Origin of the sequence: Bradyrhizobium sp. in8p8, from assembly GCF_000426845.1 — a bacterium.
Lineage (GTDB): Bacteria > Pseudomonadota > Alphaproteobacteria > Rhizobiales > Xanthobacteraceae > Bradyrhizobium > Bradyrhizobium japonicum_C.
In genome coordinates, this window is record NZ_AUGD01000010.1 from 258,511 (window position 1) to 283,466 (window position 24,956).

The following is a 24,956-nucleotide window of genomic DNA, read 5'->3' on the forward strand; positions in this document are numbered from 1 at the left end:
ACCATGCCGAGCGCCGGATTTGTTCACCTTCACGTTCACTCGGCCTATTCGCTGCTCAAAGGCTCGATCAAGATCGCCAAGCTCGCCGAGCTTGCGAAGAAAGACCACCAGCCCGCGCTGGCGCTGACCGACACCGACAATCTGTTCGGTGCGCTGGAGTTCTCCGACAAGATGGCGGGCTCGGGCATCCAGCCGATCGTCGGTTGCGATCTGGCGATCGATTTCGCCGACCAGGATCCCAATGCGCGCAACGCGATGGGCCCCTCGCGCGTGGTGCTGCTGGCCGCGCAGGAGCGCGGCTATCGCAGCTTGATGCGGTTGAACTCACGCGCGTTCCTCGAATCGCCGGACAGCCATGCTCCGTTCATCAAGTTCGACTGGCTCGAGGGCGAGACCGAAGGTCTGATAGCGCTGACGGGCGGACCGGACGGGCCGATCTCGCTGGCGCTCGCCGGCGGGCTCAGCGAGCTTGCCGCCCTGCGCTGCGAGCGTCTGGCCGGTCTGTTCGGGGACCGCCTCTACGTCGAATTGCAGCGTCACAACACGGAGAAGGAGCGGCGGGTCGAAAGCGGCCTGATCGACATCGCCTACGCCAATGGCCTGCCGCTGGTTGCGACCAACGAGCCGTATTTCGCCGCCACAGATGACTACGAAGCGCATGACGCGCTCCTCTGCATTGCCGGCGGCCGACTGATCGCCGAGACCGAGCGCGAGCAGCTCACGCCGGATCATCGCTTCAAGACTCGCGCCGAGATGGCGCTGCTGTTCGCCGACATTCCGGAGGCGCTGGCCTCGACGGTGGAGATCGCCGAGCGCTGCTCGTTCCGGCCGATGACGCGCAAGCCGATCCTGCCGTTCTTCACCGTCGGCGCCGCCTCGAGCTCGGATGCTGCCGCCGTCGAGGCCGCCGAATTGAAGCGCCAGGCGGAGGAGGGGCTTGCCAAGCGCCTGCGCGTGCACGGCCTGTCGCAGGGCACGACGGAGGAGACCTACGCCAAGCGGCTCGCCTTCGAGCTGGACGTCATCACCCGCATGAAATACGCGGGCTACTTCCTGATCGTGTCCGACTTCATCAAATGGGCAAAGAGCCAAGGCATTCCCGTCGGGCCGGGCCGCGGCTCCGGCGCCGGCTCGCTGGTCGCGTGGGCGCTGACCATCACCGACCTCGATCCGATCAAGTTCGGCCTGCTGTTCGAGCGCTTCCTCAATCCCGAACGCGTCTCGATGCCGGACTTCGACATCGATTTCTGCCAGGATCGCCGCGGCGAGGTGATCAGTTACGTGCAGCAGCGCTACGGCCGCGACCAGGTCGCGCAGATCATCACCTTCGGTACGCTGCAGGCGCGCGGGGTGCTGCGCGACGTCGGCCGCGTCCTCCAGATGCCCTATGGCCAGGTCGACAAGCTCACGAAGCTGGTGCCGCAGAATCCGGCCGCGCCGGTGACGCTGGCGGCAGCGATCGAGAGCGAGCCGAAGCTCCAGGCGTTCCGCGACGAAGATCCGGTGGTCGCGCGTGCCTTCGACATCGCCCAGCGCCTCGAAGGCCTGACACGCCACGCCTCGACGCACGCCGCCGGAATCGTGATCGGCGATCGCCCCTTGAGCGAGCTCGTGCCGCTCTACCGCGATCCGAAATCCGACATGCCGGTGACCCAGTTCAACATGAAATGGGTGGAGCCCGCGGGCCTCGTGAAGTTCGACTTCCTCGGCCTGAAGACACTGACCGTGCTCGACGTCGCCTGCAAGCTGCTCAAGCCGCGCGGCATCCATGTGGATCTTGCGACCCTGCCGATCGACGATGCCGAGAGCTACGCGATGCTGGCGCGCGGCGACGTGGTCGGCGTGTTCCAGGTTGAAAGCCAGGGCATGAGGCGGGCGCTGATCGACATGCGCCCGGACCGTTTCGAGGACATCATCGCGCTGGTGGCGCTCTATCGCCCGGGCCCGATGGCGAACATTCCGACTTATTGCGCGCGCAAGCACGGCGACGAGGAGCCGGAATACCTGCATCCCGTGCTGGAGCCGATCCTGAAAGAGACCTTCGGCGTCATCATCTACCAGGAACAGGTGATGCAGATCGCGCAGGTGATGTCGGGCTATTCGCTCGGCGACGCCGACCTTCTGCGCCGCGCCATGGGCAAGAAGATCCGTGCCGAGATGGACAAGCAGCGCGATATCTTCGTCGCGGGTGCGGTGAAGAACGGGGTGCCGAAGGGGCAGGCCGAGACCATCTTCGAATTGCTGGCCAAGTTCGCCGACTACGGCTTCAACAAGAGCCACGCGGCCGCCTATGCGCTGGTGTCCTATCACACCGCCTACATGAAGGCGCATTATCCGGTGGAGTTCATCGCGGCGTCGATGACGCTCGATCTGAACAACACCGACAAGCTCTCCGAATTCCGCTCCGAGGCGCAGCGCCTCGGCATCAAGGTCGAACCGCCAAACATCAACCGGTCCGGCGCCACGTTCGAGGTCGGCGAGAAGACGATCTACTACGCGCTCGCAGCGCTCAAGGGCGTCGGCATCCAGGCGATCGAGCAGATCATCGAGGAGCGGACCAAGCGGGGGCTGTTCACCTCGCTGGCCGACTTCGCCGCGCGGGTCAATCCGCGTGCGATCAACAAGCGCATCATCGAAAGCCTCGCGGCCGCAGGCGCCTTCGACACGCTGGAGCCGAACCGGGCTCGCGTCTTCGCCGGCGCGGATTCGATTCTCGCAGCTTGTCAGCGGGCGCACCAGGCCGAGACCATCGGCCAGAACGACATGTTCGGGATGTCGGCGGATGCACCGACCATCATGCTGCCGCAGGTCGAGCCGTGGCTGCCGGCGGAGCGGCTGCGACGCGAATACGACGCGATCGGCTTCTTCCTATCGGGCCATCCGCTCGACGATTACGCCACCGTGCTGAAGCGGCTGCGGGTGCAGAGCTGGGCCGAGTTCTCGCGCGCGGTGAAGACCGGCGCTACCGCCGGCAAGGTTGCGGCAACTGTGGTCTCGCGGATGGAGCGGCGCACCAAGACCGGCAACAAGATGGGCATCATGGGGCTCTCTGATCCAACCGGCCACTTCGAGGCCGTGCTGTTCTCGGAAGGGCTTGCGCAATATCGTGACGTGCTGGAGCCGGGCGCTGCCGTGCTGCTGCAACTGGGGGCCGAGCTGCAGGGCGAGGACGTCCGTGCCCGCGTGCTGCACGCCGAGCCGCTCGATGACGCGGCTGCCAAGACGCAGAAGGGCCTTCGCATCTTCCTGCGCGACACCAAGCCGCTGGACTCGATCGCCAAGCGCTTGGCCGGCCCCGACATGGCCGGCTCGAACGGCAGCGCACCAAAGCCCGGCAGTCCCGCCATGGCGCCGCGATCCAATGGCGACGGCGAGATCTCGCTGGTGATGATGCTCGACCTCGAGACCGAGGTCGAGATGAAGCTGCCTGGTCGCTTCAAGGTCTCGCCGCAGATTGCCGGAGCGATCAAGGCGGTCGCCGGCGTGGTGGACGTGCAGCAGCTCTGACGTTTGCCTGCAGCGCCCAAACCAAAGCTTAACTATTTGGCTCGCACGAGGTTTCGAACTTGCGCGAGCGCAGCTATCAGTTGCTGGCTCGACAATCTCGTTCGGCGGGAAGCCAGGAAGAAGAACAACCATGTGCGACAAATGCTCTGAAAATCTGCATCAAGCTGTTGCTCCCTCCCGGCGCGCGATGATGCTTTTCGCCGGTTCGGCACTTGCGGCGGCGGCGTTTGGCGGGTCCGCGCTGGCGAAGGAGGCGAAGGAGGCGAAGGCGCCGCCGAAGCCGCAGAACGTGCTGTCGCCCGATGCTGCGCTGAAGCGGCTGATGGAAGGCAATGCACGCTATGTGTCGGGCGTGTCGCGCCGCCACGACTTCAAGCACGAGCGCGAAGCTTTGGTCGGCGGCCAGAATCCATACGCAGCCGTGTTGAGCTGCGCCGATTCCCGCATCGCGCCTGAATACGCGTTCGACAGCGGACGCGGAGACCTGTTCGTGTGCCGCGTCGCCGGAAATTTCGCCGGCGATGAGACCGTTGCAAGCATGGAATATACCGTCGCCGTGCTCGGCACGCCCCTGATCCTGGTGCTCGGCCATGACAATTGCGGCGCCGTCGATGCGACGATCAAGTCGCTGAAGGACGACAAGCCGTTGCCGGGACACATTCCCTCCCTCGTCGCCGCGATCGCGCCGGCGGTGAAGACGGCAGCCCAGCAGAGCGGGAATGCGCTCGACAACGCCATTCGCCAGAACGTCATGGACAATGTCGCGAAGCTGAAATCGGCCGCCCCGATCCTCAACGCTGCGGTCGAGCAGGGCAAGCTCAAGGTGGTCGGCGGGATCTATCGGCTGAGCACCGGGGCCGTCGACTTGCTTACGCAGGGCTGAGCCAGATTCCGGAGCATGGGGCCAGTCGCGCCTCTTTTCAGCAGAGGCCGGCCCCCGGGCACAGGTCCCGCGCGATCCGCGCAGTGGTCGTCGGATGTAGTTGCAACCTGTCGCTGATTCCAGCTACCATGCATCCCGGGGAATGAAACGGGGTGTGCGATGCTGCGACGAGCCGCGTTGTTGCTGGCCGTCGGTGCGATGCTGGTGGGCTGTGTCAGCAATCAGGTCGGGACCGACTTTGCGTCTGTATCGAAGAAGGTGGGGCCTCCGCGCGTCGGGCACTCTCGCATCGTTCTGCTCCAGGACAAGAGGAACGGCCTCAGCATGCAGGTCTGCGCCTGCGAGGTGAAGCTCGATGGCGCGCCGCTCGGCAAGGTCGTGGCCGGAAAATATGCCTTTGCCGATCGGCCTGCGGGTCGGCACGAATTGCTGGTGACCGAACTGATGTTTCCGGGCGACACCAAGCGCGAGATCGTGATGGAAGCCGGCCGCACGCACTTTTATCTCATCAAGAGCAGCGCCAGGCACGATGCCGCAACGGGCGGCGCGATCCTCGGCGGCCTGGCCGGGCTTGCCGTTGTTTCCATTGCAACGGCGGGAGAGGCCAATCCCGGGCCGGCCGAACTCGTTGCGCTGGACGAGGCGACCGCGCGAACGAAGCTTGCCGAACTGCAAGCCGTGGAGTGAGGTGCGCTGCACGACCGATGTTCGATCGGATGCGCATAGTTTCGGTGCTTGAAGGAGCCTTGCGCCTTTTCAAGCCGACGTGAGGCCGACTGGTGCTGGCGCCAGCAGCGGCGTGGCCACGCCGCCGCCTCAATCCGGGCTTTTCGTTCAAGCGCCGTTCAGCCGGCAGCGCGCCTCATGCGCGGTGGCACGTCAACTGCAATAACGGGCAAGCAAGCCATGCGTGGGACGCTCAGAACCTTCATCTGCCTTCTTCTGCCGATCGTGGCCCTTGCCGCCGGCGCGCCCGAGACGGCGCGCGCGCAGCAGCCGGAAAAGCGCATCGCGCTCGTGGTCGGCAACGGCGCTTATGCCAAGGCGCCGCTCGCGACCACCGCCAATGATGCCGGATTGATCGCACAGACGCTCCAGGCGGCCGGCTTCGACGTGATCGGCGCGCGCGATCTCGATGGCGACACGCTGCGCAAGAGCTTGCGCGATTTCATCCAGAAGGCGCAGGCTTCCGGCCCGGGCACCGTCGCGATGATCTATCTTGCCGGCTACGGCGTGCAGCTTGCCGGCGAGAACTATTTCATCCCGGTCGATTCCAGCATCGCCCGCGATACCGACGTACCGACCGAGGCCTTGCGGATCAGCGACTATGCGCGCCAGCTCGCGTCCATTCCGCTCAAGGCCAACATCGTCGTGCTCGACGCGGCCCGCGCGCAGCCTTTCATCGAGGGCGGTCAGCAAATCGCGAGCGGCCTCGCGCTGGTTGAGCCGGAGGCGAACATGCTGATCGCCTTCAATGCGGCGCCCGGCACGGTGGCGCCGGAGGAGCCCGGGCCGTACGGCATCTACGCGCAGTCGCTCGCCGAGATGATCCGCACCGGCGGACTGCCGTTGCCCGAGGTGTTCGACCGCGTGCGCCTCCGCGTCAACGAAGCCAGCAAGGGCGCGCAGGTGCCCTGGAACGAGCAGAAGATATCGGCGCAGTTCTCGTTCTTCGAGCGCGGGCCCGACGCGCCGCCGGAGACGGCGCCCGACCAGGTCGCCGCGATCCGCAACAAGCCGATCCGCGATCTCGGCGTGCAGGATGCCTATGCCGCGGCGCTCGAACGCGACACGCTGGCGGCTTATGAGGAATTCCTCGCGGCCTATCCGAATGATCCGCTCGCAAAGCGGGTGAGGGCGATCGTGGCGGCACGCCGCGAGGCGCTTACCTGGCGGCGGACCTATCGCGCCGATACGCCGGACGCCTATTGGTCGTATCTGCGCCGGTACCCGCGCGGGCCGCATGCGGGAGATGCCCGGCGGAGGCTTGCGATCCTGACTGCGCCGCTCGAGCCGCCGCCGACCTTCACAATGCTGGATTACGACGTGCCGCCGCCGCCGCCGGAGGAGGTGTTCTATGTCGATCGTCCGGTGCTGTACTTCAGCGATCCCGATTTCGGCTTCGTGCCGCCACCGCCGCCGCCCGTGTACTATCTGCCGCCACCGCCGCCCGATTTCGTCGTGCTGCCGCCGCCGCTGCCGGTGGTCGGGCTGTTCGTGCTGCCGCAGCCGGTGTTCGTGCCGATCCCGGTGTTCGTCAGGGCGCCGGTCTATGTCGCGCCGCCGCCGAACAACATCATCTATCAGAACATCCACAACACGACGGTCATCAACACCGTGATCAATCGCCCGCCGGCGCCGCCGCCGGCCGCGGGGCCGGCGCTTGGTCCCGGCAATCTGGCGCCGGCGGTTGCCGGCCGCGCCACGCCGGCAGGTCCCGCCGTGCCGCAGGCGGTCGCGCAACGCGCCGCCCTGATCCAGCAAGGCAAGGCGCCGATGCCGCCGAGCGCGACGATCCAGCCGACGGTGAGGCCCGCGATTGCGGCACCCGCTCCGGCCAATGTCGCTCCTGGCACGATAGCGCAGCCGCCGGCTGCGGCCACGCCGCAAGCCAATACATTGACGGCACCAGGGACTTCCGGAGTGCCGCCGGCCGGTCCGGGAGCAGCGCCCGGCAATGTCCCGCCGAACGGCAGGCCGGGTTCGACGGCGACCGCTCCAGCCGGCAACGTTCCTGCGACGCCGCAAGCAACGGCGCCTGCCAAGCTGCCGCAGGCCAATACGCTGCCGGTGCCCGGAACCCCGGGCGGGCCGCCGCCGCCGGCCCGGGCAGGGGGCGCGCCGGGCGCTGCCCCGCCTCATGGCAGGCCGGCTGCGACCGTCACGGCTCCCGCCGGCAATATCCCGGCGGCGCAGCCGAACGCCGCAACCGCTGCGGCGCCCAACCCTCCGCCGGCTCCCCGAGGTGCGGCGTCGCCCTCCGCAGGCCTGCCGAAGCCGCCGGCGACCATAAACCCGCCTGCGTCTGAGCTGCGCGGCAGGGCATCCAGGTCCCAGCCGGTCGCTGCGCCGCCTTCGAGCGCGGCCTCCGGTAAGCCGGTGGTCCCGCCCACCGCCAGGATCGCGCCGCCACCGCCGCCCGTGGCGGCGAGAGGGCCGTCCGGAGTTCAGGATCACCGGCCGGCACCGCCGCAGGCTGCAAGGCCTGCCGCGCCCCCACCGCATCCTCAGGCCTTGGCGAAGCCGACGCCGCCGCCTCCGCCGCGGGTCGCGCCACCTCCGCCGCCGCGCGCAGCGCCTCCACCTGCGGCCGTGGCTCGACCGGCGCCACCGCCGCCGATTGCCCGACCGGCACCGCCTCCGCCTGCGATGGCGCGTCCGGCGCCATCTCCGCCTCCAATGGCCCGGCCCGCGCCACCTCCACCCCCCGTGGCCCGGCCGGCGCCACCTCCAATGGCGGCCGCGCCGCCGCGTGCGGCGCCGCCTCCACCTCCGCCGGCGCGGCCCGCAGGGCCGGCACCCAAAAGCTGCCCACCCGGTCAGCCGAGGTGCTAGGAAGCGAAGAGGCATCAAGAAGCGACTGAAGCTCTCCGGCGTCCCGGATGGCCCTTATTTCCTTGCTTCTGGCCGAAATGGCGCTATATAGCGCGCCATCTCACACGGAAACATGGCTCACAAGGCCGTCCGGTGGCAGCCGGGGCGAGAACGCTCCGTTTTGCTCACACGTTTCCGGAGGAACCAACCGGAGAACTAGAACGATGGCGCTACCCGACTTCACCATGCGTCAGCTGCTCGAAGCTGGCGTGCACTTTGGCCACCAGGCCCACCGCTGGAATCCGAAAATGGCTCCGTTCATTTTCGGCACCCGCAACAACATCCACATCGTCGACCTCGCTCAGACCGTGCCGATGCTGCACCAGGCCCTTCAGGCCGTCAGCGACACGGTGGCAAAGGGCGGCCGCATCCTGTTCGTCGGCACCAAGCGCCAGGCCCAGGACGGCGTTGCTGACGCGGCCAAGCGCTGCGCGCAGTACTTCGTCAATTCGCGCTGGCTCGGCGGCACGCTGACGAACTGGAAGACGATCTCGGCCTCGATCAAGCGCCTGCGTCACCTCGACGACGTGCTCTCGGGCGGAGAAGCCAATTCCTATACCAAAAAGGAGCGCCTGACGCTGCAGCGCGAGCGCGACAAGCTCGATCGTTCGCTCGGCGGCATCAAGGATATGGGCGGTCTGCCCGACCTGATCTTCGTGATCGACACCAACAAGGAAGACATCGCGATCCAGGAAGCCCAGCGGCTCAACATCCCGGTCGCCGCTATCGTCGACACCAATTCGGACCCTAAGGGCATCACCTATGTTGTCCCCGGCAATGACGACGCCGGCCGCGCGATCTCGCTGTACTGCGATCTGATCGCGCGTGCGGCGATCGACGGAATCTCGCGCGCCCAGGGCGATTCGGGCATCGACATCGGTGCCTCCGCTCAGCCTGTCGCCGAGGAGCTGCCGGCCGCGTCGTCCAGCGGCTTCCAGGGCCTTGCGGGTCCCCGCGGCACGGCCGACGACCTCAAGAAGCTCCCGGGCGTGTCGGGTGCGATCGAGAAGAAGTTCAACGACCTCGGCATCTTCCATTACTGGCAGCTCGCCGAGCTCGACCACGACACCGCGCACACGATCGGCGAAGAAGTCGGTCTGCCGAGCCGCGCGGATGCTTGGGTGGCCAAGGCCAAGGCGCTGACCGCGGAAGCGGAATAGTCAAAAAGAACGATGGGTTGGCCGGATAGGATCCGGCCACCATTTCAGTTGACGCGAATTCCTGAAATGGACCGTGGCGGGGCCAATTGGATGCCGCGCCGCGGCAAACCGGCAGGCACAAAGGATTTTCAACGATGGCAACGATCACAGCTGCGATGGTCAAGGATCTGCGCGAGTCGACCGGCGCAGGCATGATGGACTGCAAGGCCGCGCTGACCGAGAACGACGGCAACATGGAAGCGGCCCAGGACTGGCTGCGCAAGAAGGGTCTGTCCAAGGCCGCCAAGAAGTCGGGTCGCGTCGCGGCCGAGGGCCTGATCGGCGCGCTCACCAAGGGCACCAAGGGCGTCGTGGTCGAGGTCAACTCCGAGACCGACTTCGTCGCGCGCAACGGTCAGTTCCAGGGCCTCGTCAAGATGATCGCCCAGGTGGCGTTCGACGTCGGCGCCGATGTCGAGAAGATCAAGGCCGCCAAGGTCGGCGACGTCACGATCGACACCGCAATCAATGATGCGATCGCCACCATCGGCGAGAACATGACGCTGCGCCGCGCCGCCCAGCTCGAGGTGAGCCAGGGCGTGGTCTCGCACTACGTCCACGGCGCCGTCATCGAGGGCGCCGGCAAGATGGGCGTGCTCGTGGCGCTGGAATCGCCAGGCAAGGCCGACGAGCTCGCCGCGCTTGGCCGCCAGATCGCAATGCATGTCGCGGCCGCCAACCCGCTGGCGCTCGATCCGTCCGGCCTCGATCCGGCCGTGGTCAAGCGCGAGAAGGACGTGCTCGCGGACAAATACCGGCAGCAGGGCAAGCCCGAGAACGTGATCGAGAAGATCGTCGAGTCCGGCCTCAAGACCTACTACAAGGAAGTCTGCCTGCTGGAGCAGGCCTTCATCCACGACACCGGCAAGTCGGTGGCGCAGGCCGTGAAGGAGGCCGAAGGCAAGGTCGGCGGCGCTGTGAAGATCGCCGGCTTCGTGCGCTATGCTCTCGGCGAGGGAATCGAGAAGCAGGAAAGCGACTTCGCAGCCGAGGTCGCCGCGGCCAGCGGCAAGAAGTAAGCGCCGGAACGTTCCTTCCGGCGTGCCGCCGGAAGCGGCGCGCGGACAAGGAAAGTGCTCATGACTGATCCGGTCTATCGTCGCGTCGTGATCAAGCTGTCCGGCGAATATCTCGCGGGACAGCAAGGCTTTGGCATCGATCAACCGACTGTCGACCGGGTCGCGGACGATCTGATCGCGGCCCGCCATCTCGGCACCGAGGTCGCAGTCGTGATCGGTGGCGGCAACATGGTTCGCGGCGTCGAGGTCTCCTCCCGCGGCGTCACGCGCACCACCGGCGACACCATGGGCATGCTCGCCACCATGATGAATTGCCTCGCGCTGGAAGCAGCGATCGAGCGCAAGGGCACGCCGGCACGGACGCTGTCAGCCTTCGTCATGCCCGAGATCTCCGAGCTGTTCACCCGCACTGCAGCACACAAATACCTGGCCGAGGGCCGGATCCTGCTGCTTGGCGGCGGGACCGGCAATCCGTTCTTCACCACCGACACGACCGCGGTGCTGCGCGCCGCCGAAATCGGCGCGCAGGCGGTGCTGAAGGCGACCAATGTCGACGGGGTCTACTCGGCCGACCCGAAGAAGGATCCGACCGCCACGCGATTCGACCGCCTGACGCATTCGCAGGCGATCGAAGGCGGTTACAAGGTGATGGATGCGACTGCCTTCGCGCTTGCCCGCGAGACTTCGCTGCCTATCATCGTATTCTCGATCGCGGAGCCGGGATCGATAGGCGCGATGCTGCGTGGCGTCGGCCACGGAACCATCGTCGCCGGCTGACGGCTCGTCTGGCGCGCCCGAAAGGGAAGGGCGCGGAGCGGTCGCCGGGATTTTGAAGGAGAAACGTGATGGCCACGGGTAATTTCGACCTCAACGAAGTGAAGCGCCGCATGCAGGGCGCCGTCCAATCGCTCAAGCACGAGCTTGGCGGCCTGCGGACGGGGCGCGCCTCCGCCTCGATGCTCGACCCGGTCCAGGTCGAGGCTTATGGCAGTCACATGCCGCTCAATCAGCTAGCCACCGTCAGCGTGCCGGAGCCGCGCCTGATCTCGGTGCAAGTCTGGGACAAGTCGATGGTCAAGGCGGTCGAGAAGGCGATCGTCGATTCCAATCTCGGCCTGTCGCCGGCGACCGAAGGCCAGGTGCTGCGCCTGCGCATCCCCGAGCTCAACGAGGAACGGCGGAAGGAACTGGTGAAGGTCGCGCACAAATACGCGGAAGCCGCCAAGGTCGCCGCGCGCCATGTCCGCCGCGACGGCCTCGACGTGCTCAAGAAGCTCGAGAAGAATCACGAGATGTCGGAGGACGATCAGAAGCGTCACGCCGACGAGGTGCAGAAGGCGACCGACGGGACCATCGCCGAGATCGACCAGTTGCTGGCCATCAAGGAAAAAGAAATCCTGACCGTTTAGGGCCACCTCCATGTCCAACGCCGCCGCGCCAGCAACGGAAGGGCCCGACCGGTCCGAGGCGCCTGCGCACGTCGCCATCATCATGGATGGCAATGGGCGCTGGGCGGCGGCGCGCGGCTTGCCGCGTGCGGAAGGGCACCGCCGCGGTGTGGACGCGCTGCGCCGGGTGGTGCGCGCCTCGCATGAGCTCGGAATTCGCTATCTCACCATCTTCTCGTTCTCTTCGGAGAATTGGTCGCGCCCGGCGAGCGAGATCGGCGACCTGTTCGGGCTGCTGCGACGCTTCATCCGCAACGATCTGGCGAGCCTGCATCGTGACGGCGTCAAGGTTCGCATCATCGGCGAGCGCGACGGCCTTGAGAGCGACATCTGTGCGCTCCTCAATGAGGCCGAAGAGCTGACGCGCGACAACACGCGTCTGACGCTCGTCGTGGCCTTCAACTACGGCTCACGGCAGGAGATCGCGAAGGCGGCCCAGAAGCTCGCCCGCGAGGTCGCGGAGGGCAAGCGCGATCCTGCCACCATCGACGCCGAGACGCTCGGGGCGTATCTCGACGCGCCCGACATTCCCGATCCCGATCTCATCATTCGCACCAGCGGCGAGCAGCGTCTGTCCAACTTCCTGATGTGGCAGGCCGCCTACAGCGAGCTCGTGTTCGTGCCGATCCACTGGCCCGATTTCGACAAGGCGGCGCTCGAAAGCGCGATCGCCGAATTTGCCAGGCGCGAGCGCCGTTTCGGCGGCCTGGTCGCGAAAACAGCCTCGTGAGCGAACCCGACGCCGCATCGGCAGGCGCCAAGCCTGCCCCAAGCAATCTGGTGGTGCGAGTCCTCGCGGCGCTGGTGCTGGCGCCGCTGACGATTGCGATCGCTTATGCCGGCGGTTGGCTGTGGGCCCTTCTCGTCACCCTGGTCTCGATCGGACTGTTCGCGGAATGGCTGATGGTGGTGGGCGCGGGATCGGCTGCGCTGACCGGGGCAGGGACGGTCGTGATCGCCATGATGGGGGCCGCTGTCGCGTTTGGCGCGCTGAAGACCGCCGTCATCACCGGTCTCATCGGCGGGGCGATTGTGACGCTGATCGCGCGCGGCAAGTTCTTGTGGGCGGCTACCGGCTTCGCCTACGCGGCGGCGGCGCTGCTGGCCGCGATCCTGGTGCGGAAGGATCTCGTCAACGGTTTCTCCGCGCTGATGTTCGTGCTGCTGGTGGTGTGGGCGACCGACATCGGCGGCTATTTCGCCGGCCGCAGCATCGGTGGACCGAAGCTGTGGCCGCGCGTGAGCCCGAAGAAGACATGGGCGGGTGCATTCGGCGGCTTTGGCGCGAGCCTGTTGGTCGCGGTGGGCTTTGCGGTCTTCGGCTTTGGGAAGATGGGACCATTGCTGCTCGTCAGCGCCGTCCTCTCGGTGGTATCGGCATTGGGCGACCTGTTCGAATCCGCGGTGAAGCGGCGCTTCGGTGTCAAGGATTCCAGTCACTTAATTCCCGGACATGGCGGGCTAATGGACCGCCTGGACGGTTTTGTCGCCGCCATCCTGGCGGCCTGGATTATCGGCTTTCTCCGCCATGGTGTGCATAGCGCCGGAAGCGGTCTTATGGTTTGGTGAGCACATGAGCGCGGTCCCATTGCGTAACAACAGGCTTGCGGCGTCCGACGTCCGCAGTGTCACGGTTCTCGGCGCTACCGGCTCGATCGGCGATAGCACCATGGACCTGCTGCGGGCCACGCCAGAGCGCTACCGTGTCGAGGCGCTGACGGCGAACGGCAATGTCGCAGCCCTGGCAAAGCTCGCCAAGGAATTCTCCGCCCGCTACGTCGCGATCGCCGACACCTCCAAGCTCGCCGAACTCAAGGCTGCACTCGCAGGCACCAGCACTGAATGCGGCGCCGGCGAAAGCGCGGTGATCGAGGCCGGCGCGCGCCCGGCCGACTGGGTGATGGCCGCCGTGAGCGGCGCTGCGGGCCTGAAGCCGGCGCTGGCCGCGGTCGACCGCGGCGCCCATGTCGCGCTCGCCAACAAGGAGTGCCTGGTCTGCGCGGGCGATTTCTTCATGCAGCGCGCGGCAAAGGCAGGCGCCTGCATCCTGCCGGCCGATTCCGAGCACAATGCGCTGTTCCAGGCGCTCAGCTCGGGCAATCGCGACGAGCTCGTCCGCGTCATCATCACGGCCTCCGGCGGCCCGTTCCGGACCTGGAAGCCGGCGGACATCGAGCAGGCGACCCTTGCGCAGGCCCTGAAGCATCCGAACTGGAGCATGGGCCAGAAGATCACGATCGATTCAGCCTCGATGATGAACAAGGGCCTCGAGGTGATCGAGGCGTCGTATCTGTTTGCGCTCTCGCCGGACGAGATCGACGTGCTCGTGCATCCGCAGTCGATCATCCACGGCATGGTCGAGTTTTCCGACTGCTCGGTGGTGGCCCAGCTCGGCGCGCCCGACATGAGGACGCCGATCGCGCATTGCCTCGGCTGGCCCGATCGGATCAAGGGGCCGGCAGCAAAGCTGGACCTCGCCAAGATCGGTCAGCTGACTTTCGAAGCGCCGGACTTCGAGCGTTTCCCAGGTCTCCGGCTGGCCTACGATTCGCTCCGGACAGGGAAGGGGGCGACCACCGTCTACAACGCCGCCAACGAGGTCGCTGTGGCCGCCTTCATCGCCGGCAAGATCCGCTTCGGGGCGATTGCCCGGCTCGTCGAGGCGACCCTCGAGGATTGGATCAAAGGCGGGAACCAGGCCCCTCTGACGTCCGCCGACGATGCAATCTCCGTTGACCATGTTGCGCGAAATAGGGCGGCCGCCCTATTGCCTCAAATTGCCTTAAAGGCATCCTAGTTGGTTCGGGCCAGGGCCTTGCGGCGCTGGGTGAGGGAAATCGATGATCGACTTTTTCGTCCATAGTTTCAATACGTTGAGCCATGGGCTCCTCGGTTACGCCGTTCCCTTCCTGTTCGTCCTGACCATCGTCGTGTTCTTCCACGAGCTCGGCCATTTCCTGGTCGCGCGCTGGGCTGGCGTGCGCGTGTTAACCTTTTCGCTCGGGTTCGGACCTGAGCTGGTCGGTTTCAACGACCGCCATGGCACCCGCTGGAAGATCTCGGCGATCCCCCTCGGCGGCTACGTCAAGTTCTTTGGCGACGAGAGCGAGGCCTCCACCCCGTCGGCCCAGACACTCTCGTCCATGACGGCCGAGGAGCGCGCCGGCAGCTTCCACCACAAGAAGGTCGGCCCGCGTGCTGCCATTGTCGCTGCCGGACCGATCGCCAATTTCATCCTGGGCGCGCTGATCTTCGCCGGCATGGCCCTCTACTACGGCAAGCCGAGCACCATCGCCCGCGTCGACGGCGTCGTCGCCACCGGCGCCGCGGCGGCGGCCGGCTTCAAGGTCGGGGACGTCGTCCTTCAGATCGACGGCAAGCCGATCGAGAGCTTTGCCGACATGCAGCGAATCGTTGCGATGAACGCCGGTTCGGCGCTTACTTTCCAGGTGAAACGCGATGACGCCATCGTCACGCTGACCGCCACCCCGGCGCTCCTCGAGCGCAAGGATCCGTTCGGCAACAGCCACCGTCTCGGCGTGCTCGGCATCGAGCACAAGTCGCAGGCCGGGGAGGCGTCGACCGCGCCGGTCGGAATCGGCGAAGCGCTCAAAATCGGGGTCGAGCAGGTCTGGTTCATCATCACCAGCACCTTCAAGTTCCTTGGTTCCCTGTTCGTCGGACAGGGCAATCCGAACGAGGTCAGCGGCGTTCTGGGAATCGCGAAGATGTCGGGGCAGGCGGCGAGCGCCGGGTTCCAGTTCGTGATCAATCTCTGTGCGGTGCTGTCGGTCTCGATTGGTCTGCTGAACCTCTTCCCGATCCCGCTGCTGGATGGCGGCCATCTCATGTTCTATGCGGCCGAGGTGCTCCGCGGCCGGCCCTTGTCCGAGCGAACCCAGGAAATGGGGTTCCGAATCGGTCTCGGCCTGGTGCTGATGCTGATGGTGTTTGCGACCTACAACGACATCCTGCGGATGGCCGCTTCCTGATAGGGGCTTTTTTGTGGCGTTGCTGTTGAGCAACGTCTTGCAATGAAATTGAAATTACGGCGCTTTCCGCCGTTTGCGGCGTCGGCGAAATTGGCTACAAGCAGCCTGAACTTGGGGAATCTCCGGACCGGCGTTGGGGTTGGGTCTGGCACGGAATGATAAGGGCGCGTTGCGCGATGAAGTTTGGACTGCGACTCCGGGGGGGCTTGCTCGCAACCCTGATCATGTTCGGCGCGCCGGTAATTGCCCCGGTCGGGGCTGTTTTCCTGTCTTCGTCTGCGCTCGCTCAGAGCGTCCAGTCGATTTCCGTCGAGGGAAATCGCCGCGTCGAAGTGGAGACGATCCGTTCCTATTTTAGGCCGGGTCCGGGCGGCCGCCTGGATCAGGGCGCCATTGACGACGGTCTCAAGGCGTTGATCGAGACCGGCCTGTTCCAGGATGTGAGGATCAATCGCGGCCCCGGCGGTCAGATCATCGTCTCGGTGGTGGAAAACCCGGTGATCGGCCGGATCGCCTTCGAGGGCAACAAGAAGATCAAGGACGAGCAGCTCTCCGCCGAGGTGCAGTCCAAGGCGCGCGGCACGTTCTCCCGCGCCATGGTGCAGTCCGACACGCTGCGAATCGCTGAAATTTATCGCCGGTCCGGCCGCTATGACGTGCGCGTCACGCCCGAGATCATCGAGCAGCCGAACAATCGCGTCGACCTGATCTTTACAATCGAGGAGGGCGCCAAGACCGGCGTCAAGTCGATCGAGTTCGTCGGCAACAACGCCTTCTCGTCCTACCGCCTGCGCGACGTCATCAAGACGCGTGAATCGAACCTCTTGAGCTTTCTCGCCAGCGGCGACATCTATGATCCCGATCGCGTCGAGGCCGACCGCGACCTGATCCGCCGCTTCTATCTCAAGAACGGCTTCGCCGACGTCCAGGTCGTGGCCGCGCTCACTGAGTACGATCCGGAGAAGAAGGGCTTCAACGTCACCTTCAAGATCGAGGAAGGCGCGCAGTACCGCGTCGGCACGGTCGACTTCCGCTCCAGCATTCCCAACTTCGATCCCGCGTCGATGCGCGCCTATTCGCGCGTCAATGTCGGCTCGCTCTACAACGTCGAGTCGGTCGAGAAGTCGGTCGAGGAGATGCAGATCGAGGCCTCGCGTCGCGGCTATGCCTTCGCCGTGGTCCGGCCCGGCGGTGACCGCAACTTCGAGGCGCACACGGTCTCTGTCGTCTTCAACATCGACGAGGGCCCGCGCACCTACATCGAGCGCATCAACCTGCGCGGCAACACCCGCACGCGGGACTACGTGATCCGCCGCGAGTTCGACATCTCGGAGGGCGACGCCTACAATCGCGCGCTGGTCGACCGCGCCGAGCGGCGCCTGAAGAACCTCGACTATTTCAAGACGGTGAAGATCACGACGGAGCCGGGCTCATCGAGCGACCGCGTCATCCTGAATGTCGACATGGAAGAGAAATCGACCGGCGACTTCTCGATCTCGGGCGGTTACTCCACGACCGACGGCGCGCTGGCCGAAGTGTCGGTCTCCGAGCGCAATCTGCTCGGCCGCGGCCTGTTCGCCAAGGCGTCGGTGACGTATGGCCAGTATGCCCGCGGCTACTCGCTGTCGTTCGTCGAGCCTTATCTGCTCGACTACCGCGTGGCGCTCGGTCTCGACCTCTATCAGCGCCAGCAGCTGTCCAACAGCTACATCTCCTACGGCACCAAGACGCTCGGCTTCTCGCCGCGCCTCGGCTTCTCGCTGCGCGAAGATCTGGCGCTCCAGGTGCGCTACTCGATCTACCAGCAGGAGATCACGCTTCCGTACTACCTTGCGAACTGTAACAACGTGGTCGGTTCGGCGGCGTTCAATCCCAGCCCGGCCTTCTCTGCTGCCACTGGTATACCTCTGGATCCGTCCACCAATGGCCTCGGCTGCTACAACGATGGCGAAGCCTCGCTGCCGGTGCGCAGGGAGCTAGCCAACGGCAAGACCCTGACCTCGGCGCTCGGCTACACGCTGACCTACAACACGCTGGACAACAACAAGAACCCCACCGACGGTCTGCTTGTCGATTTCCGGCAGGATTTCGCCGGCGTCGGTGGCGACGTCTCCTATCTGAAGTCGGTGGTCGATGCGAAGTACTACACGCCGCTCGTGTCCGACATCGTCGGCCTCATTCGACTGCAGGGCGGCATGCTGAACAAGATGAGCAGCGATCTGCGCATGCTCGACCACTTCCAGATGGGCCCGAACCTCGTCCGCGGCTTTGCCCCGAACGGCATCGGCCCGCGCGACTTGAATCCGTACGGTTCGCGGGATGCGCTCGGCGGCACCCAGTACTGGGGCGCTTCGTTCGAATTGCAGATGCCGTTCTGGTTCCTGCCGAAGGAGGTGGGTCTGAAGGGGGCGGTCTATGCCGATGCCGGTGGCCTCTACGACTACAGGGGGCCGACGAGCTGGACCACGACCAACGAAGTCAATGCGCCCGGCTGTATCCCATCGACCATCGATCCGGCGAGCAGCGGCACCTGCACCGGCCTCGTGTATGATGACAGCAAGGTCGTGCGCTCCTCGGTCGGTGTCGGCCTGATCTGGCAATCGCCGTTCGGTCCGCTTCGCTTCGACTACGCCGTGCCGCTCAGCAAGGGCAAGTACGATCGCGTGCAGGAATTCCGGTTCGGCGGCGGCACCACGTTCTAGTTCGATCAGTACGGCACGATCCGGATCAGTGGAGCCGGTTTCCGAAGGGGATCGTGCCAATCCAAGTCATGAGGCATGATGCGGCCTGGCCGCTTCATGCCGAAGCCGGACCGCGACGGGGTGGAATGGCGCAGCCGATCTTCTTCACAAAGCCGCCTGCCACAGCGTTGGCCGAGATTGCCACGCTGACCAAGGCGCAGCTGGTCGACCCCGCGAGGGGCGCCCACGTCATCACGGGCCTTGCCTCGCTGGACGAGGCGGGCCCCATGCATCTGGCGTTCTTCGACAACCTCAAATATGCCGATCAGCTCCGGGCGACCAGGGCTGGTGCTTGCCTGGTCAGCCCGCGATTCGAGGCCGAGGTGCCTGCGCATGTGGCCGTGCTGCGGGTGGCGCAGCCATTCCGCGCCTTCGTCAGGATCGCGCGGGAATGGCATGGAGACGCGCTGAGGCCGCAATCCTGGGTCGGCAACGACGGTATCGCGCCATCCGCCATCATCGATCCCACGGCCCGCCTCGAGGATGGCGTGGTCGTCGATCCCCTGGCCGTGATCGGCCCCGACGTCGAGATCGGCAGCGGCACCGTGATCGGCGTCGGCGCGGTGATCGGCCCGGGCGTCAAGATCGGCCGCGACTGCAATGTCGGTGCCCGAACCGCCATCCAGTGCGCCCTGATCGGCAACAACGTGCTGATCCACCCCGGCTGCTCGATCGGTCAGGACGGCTACGGCTTCATCTTCTTCGGCCCCGAAGGCCATCTGAAGGTGCCGCAGACCGGACGGGTGCTGATCCAGAACGACGTCGAGGTCGGCGCCAACACCACGATCGACCGTGGGTCCTTGCGGGATACCGTGATCGGTGAGGGGACTAAAATCGACAATCAGGTCCAGATCGGCCACAATGTGACGATCGGCCGGCATTGCCTGCTCGCGGCGCAGATCGGTCTCGCCGGCAGCCTGACCATCGGCGACAACGTGGCGCTGGGAGCGAAGGTTGGCATCAACAATCACCTCAAGATCGGCGACGGAGCGCAGGTGACGGCCATGAGCGCGGTCAAGGACGACATCCCCCCGGGCGGCCGATGGGGCGGGCATTTCGCCAAGCCGACCAAACAATGGTTCAAAGAGATCATCGCGGTGGAGCGCCTGGTACGCGACAGCAAGGCGGAGCCGAAAGACGAGGGACGGGAATGACGGCGGAATCACCTGTTAAGTTCGAGCTGGTGGATATCAACGCCATCCTCCAGACCCTGCCGCACCGCTTTCCGATGCTCTTGATCGACCGCGTGATCAACATCCGGGCCGACTACAGCGGCATCGGCATCAAGAACGTCACCTTCAACGAACCGGCCTTCCAGGGGCACTTCCCCGAGCGCCCCGTCTATCCCGGCGTCATGATGATCGAGGCAATGGCACAGACGGCGGGCGTGATCGGCATCAAGTCGGTCGAGGGCACCGAGAAACCGCGGGCGGTCTATTTCCTCACGATCGACAAGTGCAAGTTCCGCAAGCCGGTGCTGCCCGGCGACACCATCGAATATCACATGCGCTCGCTGGGCCGCCGCAAAGCCATGTGGTGGTTTCACGGTGATGCCAAGGTCAACGGCCAGGTGGTGGCGGAGGCCGACGTCGGCGCCATGCTGACGGACTGAGCGGATCAGCTCTTCTGGACCGGCTCGCGCGTCCGGCACGTGTAGCGCCCGATGGTCGCCTCACGTTTGATATTCCGGCTAAAGAACTGACCCATGGACGGTGCGCCCATGAGGCGTTCGACGGTGTCCGCCGCCACGCCGCAATAACGGACATAGGCGCCGTTGCTCGCGACAATCAGGTCCTGCTGCGCGCGATCGTAACAGACCCGCTGAAGCACCGTGCTGCGGCTGATGTCCCGGCATTCAAACGTGACGAGATCGACGATCCGCTGCTCGCCAGTCTCGATCGTCTCTGACACGATCGGTGTACCCGCGAGCTGCGCTAGCAAGAGGACCAGGGCCCTGACCACGACAATTGAAGCTCCGCTTGAACGTCCTGTTGGACCGGGAAGGCCGCCTCATCCGGCACTTGAAACACGGCGAGATGATACGTCACTGGACAGATCGGGCATAGTCGCGCTAACCACCGGAAAAGCGAGCGACTTCAATAGATAACCAGACCTTCTTGACGAGTAAGATTGGCTTGATGAGCAAGATTGATCCCACCGCACGGGTCGCGGACGGCGCCGTGATCGGCGAGGGTACCGAGATCGGACCCTATTGCATCATCGGCCCGAACGTCGCGATCGGAAAGAACTGCAAGCTGATCGGACATGTGCACATCACCGCGCAGACGACCATCGGTGACGATTGCACCATTTATCCCTTTGCCTCGCTCGGCACGCCGCCGCAATCGCTCGGCTATCGTGGCGAGCTGACGCAGCTCCGGATCGGCGCGGGCTGCACCATCCGCGAGTCCGTGACCATGAACGCCGGCACTGTTGCCGGCGGCGGCGTCACGACCGTTGGCGACCGCGGCTATTTCATGAACTGCAGTCATGTCGGCCACGACTGTCATATCGGCAACGACGTGATCTTCGCGACCTCGGCGACGCTGGGCGGTCATTGCGAGATCGGCGATTTCGTCTTCATCGGCGGCTTGTCCGCGGTGCACCAGTTCACCCGCATCGGATCGCAGGTCATGGTCGGCGGCGTCTGTGGGGTGCGCGACGACATCATTCCGTTCGGTCTCGTTAACGGTCAATATGCGGTGCTGGAAGGCCTGAACCTGATCGGCATGAAGCGGCGCAAGTTCACAAAGCAGCGGCTCGCGACCGTGCGTGCGTTCTACCAGAAGCTTTTCCATGGCTCCGGCACATTCGCCGAACGGCTGGAGGCGGCGCGTCCGCTGGCGGGCGAGGACCCTGCGATCGCCGAAATCCTCGACTTCATCGGCAAGGGCAAGCGCCCGCTCTGTCTTCCCGCTATCGCGAAGTGACCCTGCGATGGCCGCGGGAATGACATCGGCGGCTCCGGAAGTTTCGTCACCGGTCGGGATCGTGGCCGGCGGCGGCGCAATGCCGTTTGCGGTCGCCGAGTCGCTCGCGGCGCGCGGCATCACGCCGGTGCTGTTTCCGCTGCGCGGGGCCTGCGATCCGGCGCGGGTGGAGCAGTTCCGCCATCGCTGGATTTCGGTCGGCCAGCTCGGCCGCGCGATGCGGCTGTTTCGCCAGGAAGGCTGCCGCGACCTGATCTTCATCGGCACATTGGTGCGGCCGTCGCTGGCGGAGATCCGGTTCGACATCAAGACGCTGCGCCTGCTCGGCAACGTCATCCGCGCCTTTCGCGGGGGCGACGACCATCTCTTGTCCGGTGTCGGCCGCATGCTCGAGCAGGATGGCTTTCGCATGGTCGGCATCAAGGATGTCGCGCCGGATCTGCTGATGCCCGAGGGCTGCATCAGTCGCGCCTGGCCCAGCGACACCAGCAAGGCCGACATCGAACGCGGCCGCGCGGTGCTGACCGCGCTCGGCGCGTTCGACATCGGCCAGGCTGTCGTGGTGATCGACGGCCACGTGGTGGCCGTCGAGGACATAGAGGGCACAGACGCGCTGCTCGCTCGCGTCGCGCGGCTGCGGGAGGAAGGGCGCATCCGCGCTGCCACCGGACGCGGCGTGCTGGTGAAGGCACCGAAGAGCGGCCAGGATCTGCGCTTCGACCTGCCGACGATCGGCCCGCGCACAATCGAGGGCGTCGCGGCCGCCGGCCTTGCGGGCATCGCGGTCAGCGCCGGCAACACCATTGCCGCCGAGCCGCAGGCGATGATCGCGCTTGCCGACGCAAAATATCTCTTCGTCATAGGGCTGAGCGCGTGATGCAGTCGCGTGATCCCAAGCGCAAGATCTTCCTGATCGCGACGGAGGAATCCGGCGACCGGCTCGGCAGTTCCTTGATGAAGGTACTGCGCCAGCGCCTCGGCGACGGTGTGCAGTTCGTCGGCGTTGGCGGCCGCACCATGGCCCGCGAGGGCCTTGCAACGCTGTTTCCGATCGAGGAGCTGTCGATCGTCGGCTTTGCCGCGGTGGTGCAGCAATTGCCGAAGATCCTGCGGCTCATCCGAAAGACGGCCGACGCCGTGACCGATGCCGCGCCCGACGCGCTCGTCATCATCGACAGCCCCGATTTTACCCATCGCGTCGCCCGCCGCGTGCGCTCGCGCAGTCCCGAGATCCCGATCGTCGATTACGTCTCGCCGCAGCTCTGGGCGTGGCGGCCGGGACGGGCGCGGACCATGCTCAGCTACGTCGACCATGTGCTGGGCCTGCTGCCGTTCGAGCCGGAGGAATACCGCAAGCTCGGCGGGCCGCCCTGCAGCTATGTCGGTCATCCGCTGATCGAGCAATTGGCGTCGCTGCGGCCGACCGCGGAGGAGCAGACACGACGCGATGGCGAGCCGCCGGTGCTGCTGGTGCTGCCAGGCAGCCGGCGCAGCGAGATCCGGCATCACCTCGATGTGTTCGGCGCGGCACTCGGCCGGTTGCAGGCGGAGGGGCGCGCGTTCGAGCTGATGCTGCCGACCATGCCGCATCTCGAACCCACCATCCGTGAAGGCATTGCCAATTGGCCGGTCAAGCCGCAGCTCGTGATCGGGGAGAACGAGAAGCGTGCCGCCTTCCGGATCGCGCGCGCCGCGCTGGCCAAATCCGGGACGGTGACTCTCGAACTCGCGCTGTCGGGCATTCCGATGGTGACCGCCTATCGCGTCGGCGCTATCGAAGCTTTCATCCTGCGCCGCGCGATCCGCGTCTCGTCGGTGATCCTTGCCAATCTCGTGATCGGCAAGGACGTCATTCCGGAGTTTCTGCAGGAGGATTGCACGCCGGATAAGCTCGCGCCGGCGCTCGCCGAACTGCTGATGGATTCGCCGCTTCGCCGGCGACAGGTGGAAGCATTCGCCCAGCTCGATCAGATCATGTCGACGGGTAACACATCGCCTAGCGTGCTCGCCGCCGACATCGTGCTTGCCGCGATGCGAAAGGGCGTGCGAACGGGCTCGGGCGTGTCCTCATAAGCGTCTGCATGAGGAAAGCGGGAGCGAACAAACGATTGTGTATGCGCGCAACGTACAACATGCGCTCAACGGGACAGCAACCAGCGCCTTCGACACCCAGTACAACGTGTAAGCGTCCAGTTTCAGTTACTGCCAGCTAAGACGGCGATCAATACCACTGTCGTCTGGATTGCTGCAGAAGACGCCGCCAGTGGGCGACCGCAATTGGCTTACCGGCAATCTCATACGTACACGCTCCACCAAGGCATGGACCGGTGGCATGAAAATGTCTCGGCCGACTGGCTTTGGCTCGACAGCACGCTGGAGCCACACGCTTTGATTGACATGCTGGCCCGTCACGTCGGCCACTTGATCCGAAAGCGCTCAGCCATCCCAACGTGTTCCGCTGCGCGGAACGGCAAAGACGAACGCTGATTGACTTGCCGAGTTGTCTCATGTTCTCATTTCTAAAAAGAACGGCTCAGCTATTCAGACGGGCTGGCAAGGGAGAGAGACATGTCGGATCAGAACAGCAAGTTCAATCGCCGAAACGTGTTGATGGGTTCCGTAGCAACGCTTGCAACGCCTTCGATCATTGGAAGCGCGCACGCGCAGGAAAAGGTTTCCTGGAAGGTGCAGTCACACTGGCCCAAAGCATCGGGCTCGTTCAACGACAGTCTTGTCGTACTGCAAAAGGAGCTGGAAGAACGTACCGGCGGACGCTTCAAGATGGAATTGTACGGCGCGGGCGAAATCGCGAAGGATCGCGAGATCTTCAACGTAGTCCGCAAGGGCGTCGTTCAGATGGGCACGATCTCGCCGGCCTATATCCTCGGCGAGGCGCAGGCGATGGGTTTGTACTACGGAGTTCCGGGTACGTTGCGCGAGACTTGGGAGCTGATGCACCTGACCAAGAATCTCGGCATCGAGAAGATGGTCAATGATGAACTGCGACCCAAGGGCGTGATCCTGCTCGGCGAAAAGGCCTATCCGACCGAGATCGTGCTGAAGAAGAAGATCACCTCTGCGGCAGACCTCGGGACCCTGAAGGTGCGTTCGGCCGGCACGATGCTTGATTACCTGTCGGCCGCGGGCACATCGCCGCAACAGGTCGCCGGCCCCGAGATCTACCAGGCGATTTCGACGGGCGTCGTCGATGGCGCCCACTGGGGCGCGGCGATCGGCGCGCTGTCGATGAAGTTCTGGGAGGTCGCGCCCTATCACATGAAACCGGCGCTCGGCGTCACTAACGACTGCTGGATCATCAGCACCGCTGCGCTGGACAAGTTGCCTGCCGATCTCCGGCTCCAGTTTCTCGCCTTGATCGAAGAGCGCTACTTCCGTCGCTCGGTCGAGTATCTGCACAAGGAAGCGATTGCGCTGACCACCGGCAAGACGAAGATGAACGTTGAGGTAGTTCGCTTTCCCGACGACGTGCTCAAGAAGTTCGCCGATGCTTCGAAGGGCATTCTCCAGAAGGAGATCGCCAAGGGACCTGTTGCGAGCAAGGGTGGCGAGGCCCTGACGACATTGATGACCGATCTCGGTTACGTCTGACATTACCGGCCGCCGGCCGGCGGGGCACGGCAGG

At 65.2% G+C, this 24,956-nt stretch carries 20 protein-coding genes; 19 read left to right on the top strand and 1 reads right to left on the bottom strand.

The annotated features are described in order from the left end of the window. The first annotated feature begins 3 nt into the window (after nucleotides 1-3). The 15 genes from dnaE (at nucleotide 4) to fabZ (ending at nucleotide 19,995) form a co-directional block, all read left to right on the top strand. Nucleotides 4-3,507 (top strand): DNA polymerase III subunit alpha, encoded by a 3,504-nt coding sequence (dnaE, locus tag K408_RS0125290; protein ID WP_024341269.1) that lies wholly within the window; start codon nucleotides 4-6, stop codon nucleotides 3,505-3,507. 130 nt (nucleotides 3,508-3,637) lie between these two features. After that, complete coding sequence (locus tag K408_RS0125295; protein ID WP_024341270.1) at nucleotides 3,638-4,390, top strand: carbonic anhydrase; 753 nt, start codon at nucleotides 3,638-3,640, stop codon at nucleotides 4,388-4,390. A 159-nt stretch (nucleotides 4,391-4,549) separates the two neighbouring features. Then, nucleotides 4,550-5,077 (top strand): DUF2846 domain-containing protein, encoded by a 528-nt coding sequence (locus K408_RS0125300; RefSeq protein ID WP_024341271.1) that lies wholly within the window; start codon nucleotides 4,550-4,552, stop codon nucleotides 5,075-5,077. 219 nt (nucleotides 5,078-5,296) lie between these two features. Then, nucleotides 5,297-7,945: a caspase family protein gene (locus K408_RS0125305; RefSeq protein WP_024341272.1), complete on the top strand. Its 2,649-nt coding sequence runs from the start codon at nucleotides 5,297-5,299 to the stop codon at nucleotides 7,943-7,945. 203 nt (nucleotides 7,946-8,148) lie between these two features. Beyond that, nucleotides 8,149-9,144 (top strand): 30S ribosomal protein S2, encoded by a 996-nt coding sequence (locus K408_RS0125310; RefSeq protein WP_024341273.1) that lies wholly within the window; start codon nucleotides 8,149-8,151, stop codon nucleotides 9,142-9,144. A gap of 134 nt (nucleotides 9,145-9,278) precedes the next feature. After that, nucleotides 9,279-10,202 (top strand): translation elongation factor Ts, encoded by a 924-nt coding sequence (gene tsf, locus K408_RS0125315; RefSeq protein WP_024341274.1) that lies wholly within the window; start codon nucleotides 9,279-9,281, stop codon nucleotides 10,200-10,202. A gap of 60 nt (nucleotides 10,203-10,262) precedes the next feature. Then, the gene (gene pyrH, locus K408_RS0125320; RefSeq protein ID WP_024341275.1) at nucleotides 10,263-10,979 is read left to right on the top strand and encodes a UMP kinase; all 717 of its coding nucleotides are present in this window, start codon (nucleotides 10,263-10,265) and stop codon (nucleotides 10,977-10,979) included. Nucleotides 10,980-11,047: 68 nt separating this feature from the next. Beyond that, entirely contained in the window at nucleotides 11,048-11,611 is a 564-nt protein-coding gene (gene frr / locus K408_RS0125325; protein ID WP_024341276.1) for a ribosome recycling factor, read from the top strand. A gap of 10 nt (nucleotides 11,612-11,621) precedes the next feature. After that, on the top strand, nucleotides 11,622-12,380 hold the full coding sequence (locus tag K408_RS0125330) for an isoprenyl transferase (RefSeq protein WP_024341277.1): 759 nt from the start codon (nucleotides 11,622-11,624) through the stop codon (nucleotides 12,378-12,380). After that, nucleotides 12,377-13,219: a phosphatidate cytidylyltransferase gene (locus K408_RS0125335; protein ID WP_024341278.1), complete on the top strand. Its 843-nt coding sequence runs from the start codon at nucleotides 12,377-12,379 to the stop codon at nucleotides 13,217-13,219. The genes K408_RS0125330 and K408_RS0125335 overlap by 4 nt, the downstream gene beginning before the upstream one ends. 4 nt (nucleotides 13,220-13,223) lie before the next feature. Next, nucleotides 13,224-14,447: a 1-deoxy-D-xylulose-5-phosphate reductoisomerase gene (dxr, locus tag K408_RS0125340; RefSeq protein ID WP_024341279.1), complete on the top strand. Its 1,224-nt coding sequence runs from the start codon at nucleotides 13,224-13,226 to the stop codon at nucleotides 14,445-14,447. Nucleotides 14,448-14,490: 43 nt separating this feature from the next. Next, nucleotides 14,491-15,642, top strand: coding sequence for an RIP metalloprotease RseP (gene rseP, locus K408_RS0125345; RefSeq protein WP_024341280.1), 1,152 nt, complete (start codon nucleotides 14,491-14,493; stop codon nucleotides 15,640-15,642). A gap of 176 nt (nucleotides 15,643-15,818) precedes the next feature. Beyond that, nucleotides 15,819-18,344, top strand: a complete 2,526-nt coding sequence (bamA, locus tag K408_RS0125350; RefSeq protein ID WP_024341281.1) for an outer membrane protein assembly factor BamA — start codon at nucleotides 15,819-15,821, stop codon at nucleotides 18,342-18,344. Between the two features lie 125 nt (nucleotides 18,345-18,469). Next, entirely contained in the window at nucleotides 18,470-19,537 is a 1,068-nt protein-coding gene (gene lpxD / locus K408_RS0125355; RefSeq protein WP_024341282.1) for a UDP-3-O-(3-hydroxymyristoyl)glucosamine N-acyltransferase, read from the top strand. After that, complete coding sequence (gene fabZ, locus K408_RS0125360; RefSeq protein ID WP_024341283.1) at nucleotides 19,534-19,995, top strand: 3-hydroxyacyl-ACP dehydratase FabZ; 462 nt, start codon at nucleotides 19,534-19,536, stop codon at nucleotides 19,993-19,995. The genes lpxD and fabZ overlap by 4 nt, the downstream gene beginning before the upstream one ends. A 5-nt stretch (nucleotides 19,996-20,000) precedes the next feature. On the opposite strand, the gene K408_RS0125365 is transcribed toward fabZ, so the two are convergent. Beyond that, nucleotides 20,001-20,345 carry a KTSC domain-containing protein gene (locus tag K408_RS0125365; RefSeq protein WP_024341284.1) on the bottom strand — a complete coding sequence of 115 codons (345 nt, stop codon included), beginning with the start codon at nucleotides 20,343-20,345 and terminating at the stop codon, nucleotides 20,001-20,003. A gap of 176 nt (nucleotides 20,346-20,521) precedes the next feature. On the opposite strand from K408_RS0125365, the gene lpxA reads away from it, so the two are divergent. The 4 genes from lpxA to dctP all read left to right on the top strand — a co-directional run bounded on the left by lpxA (nucleotide 20,522) and on the right by dctP (nucleotide 24,922). Continuing rightward, a complete protein-coding gene (gene lpxA, locus K408_RS0125370; RefSeq protein ID WP_024341285.1) occupies nucleotides 20,522-21,313 on the top strand; it encodes an acyl-ACP--UDP-N-acetylglucosamine O-acyltransferase in 792 nt (263 codons plus the stop codon). A gap of 19 nt (nucleotides 21,314-21,332) precedes the next feature. After that, on the top strand, nucleotides 21,333-22,190 hold the full coding sequence (locus tag K408_RS0125375; protein ID WP_035698500.1) for an LpxI family protein: 858 nt from the start codon (nucleotides 21,333-21,335) through the stop codon (nucleotides 22,188-22,190). Continuing rightward, complete coding sequence (lpxB, locus tag K408_RS0125380; protein WP_024341287.1) at nucleotides 22,187-23,386, top strand: lipid-A-disaccharide synthase; 1,200 nt, start codon at nucleotides 22,187-22,189, stop codon at nucleotides 23,384-23,386. Before K408_RS0125375 ends, lpxB begins: the two co-directional genes overlap by 4 nt. A gap of 495 nt (nucleotides 23,387-23,881) precedes the next feature. After that, nucleotides 23,882-24,922 (top strand): TRAP transporter substrate-binding protein DctP, encoded by a 1,041-nt coding sequence (gene dctP / locus K408_RS0125390; RefSeq protein ID WP_024341288.1) that lies wholly within the window; start codon nucleotides 23,882-23,884, stop codon nucleotides 24,920-24,922. Nucleotides 24,923-24,956 lie beyond the last annotated feature (34 nt).

What these genes read in the sequence shown, in the direction of transcription:
- dnaE (WP_024341269.1), top strand. Translation starts at nt 4, where the DNA reads ATGCCGAGCGCCGGATTTGTTCACCTTCACGTTCACTCGGCCTATTCG.
- K408_RS0125295 (WP_024341270.1), top strand. Translation starts at nt 3,638, where the DNA reads ATGTGCGACAAATGCTCTGAAAATCTGCATCAAGCTGTTGCTCCCTCC.
- K408_RS0125300 (WP_024341271.1), top strand. Translation starts at nt 4,550, where the DNA reads ATGCTGCGACGAGCCGCGTTGTTGCTGGCCGTCGGTGCGATGCTGGTG.
- K408_RS0125305 (WP_024341272.1), top strand. Translation starts at nt 5,297, where the DNA reads ATGCGTGGGACGCTCAGAACCTTCATCTGCCTTCTTCTGCCGATCGTG.
- K408_RS0125310 (WP_024341273.1), top strand. Translation starts at nt 8,149, where the DNA reads ATGGCGCTACCCGACTTCACCATGCGTCAGCTGCTCGAAGCTGGCGTG.
- tsf (WP_024341274.1), top strand. Translation starts at nt 9,279, where the DNA reads ATGGCAACGATCACAGCTGCGATGGTCAAGGATCTGCGCGAGTCGACC.
- pyrH (WP_024341275.1), top strand. Translation starts at nt 10,263, where the DNA reads ATGACTGATCCGGTCTATCGTCGCGTCGTGATCAAGCTGTCCGGCGAA.
- frr (WP_024341276.1), top strand. Translation starts at nt 11,048, where the DNA reads ATGGCCACGGGTAATTTCGACCTCAACGAAGTGAAGCGCCGCATGCAG.
- K408_RS0125330 (WP_024341277.1), top strand. Translation starts at nt 11,622, where the DNA reads ATGTCCAACGCCGCCGCGCCAGCAACGGAAGGGCCCGACCGGTCCGAG.
- dxr (WP_024341279.1), top strand. Translation starts at nt 13,224, where the DNA reads ATGAGCGCGGTCCCATTGCGTAACAACAGGCTTGCGGCGTCCGACGTC.
- rseP (WP_024341280.1), top strand. Translation starts at nt 14,491, where the DNA reads ATGATCGACTTTTTCGTCCATAGTTTCAATACGTTGAGCCATGGGCTC.
- bamA (WP_024341281.1), top strand. Translation starts at nt 15,819, where the DNA reads ATGAAGTTTGGACTGCGACTCCGGGGGGGCTTGCTCGCAACCCTGATC.
- lpxD (WP_024341282.1), top strand. Translation starts at nt 18,470, where the DNA reads ATGGCGCAGCCGATCTTCTTCACAAAGCCGCCTGCCACAGCGTTGGCC.
- fabZ (WP_024341283.1), top strand. Translation starts at nt 19,534, where the DNA reads ATGACGGCGGAATCACCTGTTAAGTTCGAGCTGGTGGATATCAACGCC.
- lpxA (WP_024341285.1), top strand. Translation starts at nt 20,522, where the DNA reads ATGAGCAAGATTGATCCCACCGCACGGGTCGCGGACGGCGCCGTGATC.
- K408_RS0125375 (WP_035698500.1), top strand. Translation starts at nt 21,333, where the DNA reads ATGACATCGGCGGCTCCGGAAGTTTCGTCACCGGTCGGGATCGTGGCC.
- dctP (WP_024341288.1), top strand. Translation starts at nt 23,882, where the DNA reads ATGTCGGATCAGAACAGCAAGTTCAATCGCCGAAACGTGTTGATGGGT.